This window comes from Planomonospora alba, from assembly GCF_039534085.1.
GTDB classification, from domain to species: Bacteria; Actinomycetota; Actinomycetes; order Streptosporangiales; family Streptosporangiaceae; genus Planomonospora_B; species Planomonospora_B alba.
This window is the reverse complement of the sequence record NZ_BAAAUT010000129.1, coordinates 1-3,381: the sequence shown is the minus strand read 5'-3', so window position 1 is coordinate 3,381 and position 3,381 is coordinate 1. Positions and strand designations below refer to the sequence as shown.

The 3,381-nt window shown below is 77.6% G+C and carries 1 protein-coding gene; it reads left to right on the top strand.

All coding sequences use genetic code 11. The features are described 5' to 3' along the window. Window positions 1-3,381 (top strand): AMP-binding protein (locus ABD823_RS34155; RefSeq protein ID WP_344867050.1); only part of this gene is annotated, 3,381 nt, incomplete at both ends.

The window sequence follows — 3,381 nt, the reverse complement described above, 5'->3', positions numbered from 1 at the left end:
GGCGCGGGCGCTGCGCGCCGAGGCGGAGACCAGGACGGGCGAACTCGACGCCTGGGTGCGCGCGCTCCGCGACCCGGCCGGGAGGCACGCCCTCCCGGCCGCGCTCCCGGATGCGCCGCCGGCCGTGCTCCCGGGTGTGCCTCCCGCCGCGCCGCCGGGTGGGGCCGCACCCCGGCGGGACACCCCGGGGACCGGGCCCGAGGAGCCGGACCCCGCCGCCGGCGGCTGGGGGACGTGGGGCTCGCGGCGGGAACTCGTCGTGGAACTGCCCCCCGAGGTCGCGGAACCGCTGCTCGGCAGGCTCCCGGGAGCGTTCCGCTGCGGGGCCGGCGACGTGCTGCTCGCCGGGCTCGCCGCGGCGGTCACCCGGTGGCGCGGAGACCGCTCCGTCCTGGTCGACCTGGAGGGCCACGGCCGCGAGGGAACCGCCGGCGGCCACGACCTGTCCCGGACCGTCGGCTGGTTCACGTGCATGCACCCGGCCAGGATCGACGCGGGCGGGGCGGGCACGACCGGCTGGCCGGAGCTGGTCGCGGGAGGCCCCGCCGCCGGAGCGGCCGTCAAGCGGGTCAAGGAGCAGCTGCGGGCGCTGCCCGACCCCTTGGGCCACGGCCTGCTCCGCCACCTCGACCCCGCCGCGGCCCCGGTCCTCGCGGCCCTGCCCCGGGCGGAGATCGGATTCAACTACCTCGGCCGGATCACCGCCTCCGGACAGGACTGGGAACCGGTCGCCGCCGGTCTGATCGGCGGCCGGGACGACGACGCCCCGCTCCGGCACGGCATCCAGATCGACGCCGTCGCCGCGGGCGGCACCCTCCGCATCACCTGGACCTGGGCCGGGGCGCACTACACCGCCGAGGGGATCGCCGCCCTGGCCGAGGCGTACGCCCAGGCGCTCACCGGCCTGTCCCGGCACACCGGCGGCGGCCTGACCCCCTCGGACGTGCCGGTCCCGCTGACCCAGCGGGACCTCGACGACCTCGGCCCGGACCTCCAGGACGCCTGGCCGCTCGCCCCCCTCCAGCACGGCCTGTTCTTCCACTCGCTGCTCGAGACGGACGTCTACACCGCCCAGCTCACCCTCGACCTGGCCGGGCCGCTGGACGCCGCCGCGCTGCGGCGGGCCGCCGACCGGCTGGTCGCCCGCCACCCCGTGCTGCGCGCCTCCTTCGAGGTCCGCGGCGACGAGCCCGTCCAGCTCGTGCACCGCCGCGTCGAGGTGCCCTGGCGGGAGGTGGCGGGGGAGGATCCGGACCGGGTGGCGGCCGAGGAGCGGGAGCGCCGCTTCGACCTGTCCCGGCCGCCGCTGCTGCGCTTCGCGCTGGTGCGGGTGGCGCCGGAGCGGCACCGGCTGGTCTTCACCAACCACCACATCCTGCTGGACGGCTGGTCGACGCCGCTGCTGGCGGCCGAGCTGCTGGCGCTGTACACCGGGGACGAGCCCGCGCCCGCACCGCCGTACAAGGACCACCTGGCCTGGCTGGCCCGGCAGGACCGGGACGCGGCGCGCCGGGCGTGGGAGCGGGCCCTGGACGGGGTGGACGAGCCCACGCTGGTCGCGCCCGCCCTCGCCGCCTCCGCCGCGCCCGTCCCGCCGCACCGCGTCACCGCCGAGCTCGACGACGCCCTGACCCGGGGACTCGCCGCGCTGGCCCGCTCCTGCTCCACGACGCTGAACACGGTCGTGCAGGCCGCCTTCGCCCTGCTGCTGGCCCAGCTGACCGGGCGCGACGACGTCGTCTTCGGCGGCACGGTCTCCGGCCGCCCGGCCGACCTGCCCGGCGTCGAGCGCATGGTCGGCCTGTTCGTCAACACGCTCCCGGTCCGGGTACGGCTCCGCCCCGATGAGCCGCTCGGCGAGCTGCTGCGCAGGCTCCACGACGAGCAGGCCGAGCTGCTGCCCCACCACCACCTCGGCTTGGCCGAGATCCGGCGCGGCCGGCTGTTCGACGCGCTGCTGGTGATGGAGAACTACCCCGTCGACCCCCGCACCGAGATCGGCGGTCTCCGGCTGACCGCGGCGGACGTGGCCGACGCGACCCACTACCCGGTCACGCTGCTGGTGATCCCGGGGGAGCGGATCCGCTTCCGCCTGCAGTACCGGCCGGACGCGCTCGACGAGGCGGCGGCCGTACGCCTGCTGGACCGGTTCCGGCACCTGCTCGCCGTACTGGCCGCCGAGGCGGGCGGGGAAGGGCCGCGCACGGCCGTCTCCCGGCTCGGGACGCTCACGGCCGCCGAGCGGGACCTGGTCCTGCACGCCTGGAACGGCGCGGCGACCGGAGCGCGGGACACCGGTGAGGTCCCGGCGGGAGACGCCGCGGGCGCCCGCGAAGGAGGAGCCGCCGCGCGGGGCGGCACCCTGGCCGAGCTGTTCGAGGCGCAGGCGGCCCGCACCCCGGACGCGACGGCGCTGGTCTTCGAGGGCGCCGAGCTGAGCTACGCCGAGCTGGACGCCCGCGCGAACCGGCTGGCCCGGCTGCTGGCCGCGCACGGCGCCGGACCCGAGCGGGTCGTGGGCCTGCGCCTGCCCCGGTCGCCGGACCTGGTCGTCGCGATGTACGCGGTGGTCAAGGCGGGCGCCGCCTACCTGCCCATCGACCCGGAGCTGCCGCAGGCCCGCGTCGCCGCGATGTCGGAGGACGCGTGCCCGGTCCTGGTGATCGACCCGCAGTGGCTCGCCGCCGCCGACCTCTCCGACCTGTCCGGGGAGAGCCTCGGCGCGCGGGCCGTACCCGGGAACCCCGCCTACGTGATCTACACCTCGGGCTCGACCGGCCGCCCCAAGGGCGTGGTCGTCACCCACCGCGCGATCGTCAACCGCCTGCGCTGGGCCCAGGACGAGTACGGCCTGGGCCCCGGTGACCGGGTCCTGCAGAAGACCCCGGCGGGCTTCGACGTGTCGGTCTGGGAGTTCTTCTGGCCGCTCCAGACGGGCGCCGCCCTGGTCGTCGCCCGGCCCGGCGGGCACCGGGACCCGGCCTACCTCGCCCGGACCATCCGCGAGGAGCGGATCACGACCGTGCACTTCGTCCCGTCGATGCTCGCCGCCTTCCTCGACGCGGAACCGGACCTCCCCGGTGCGGAGGCGGATCCCTCCGGGGCGGGATCCTCCTGGACCGGCCCGGGCCCCCTGCGCCGGGTCCTGTGCAGCGGCGAGGCGCTCCCGCCGGACCTCGCCGACCGGGCGGCCGCCCGGCTGGGCGTGCCGGTGCACAACCTCTACGGGCCGACCGAGGCCGCGGTGGACGTCACCTCCTGGGAGCACCGCCCGGAGCCGGGCGCGACGTCCGTCCCGATCGGCCGCCCCGTCTGGAACACCCGCCTCTACGTGCTGGACGCCTGGCTGCGGCCGGTGCCGGTGGGGGTGGCGGGGGAGCT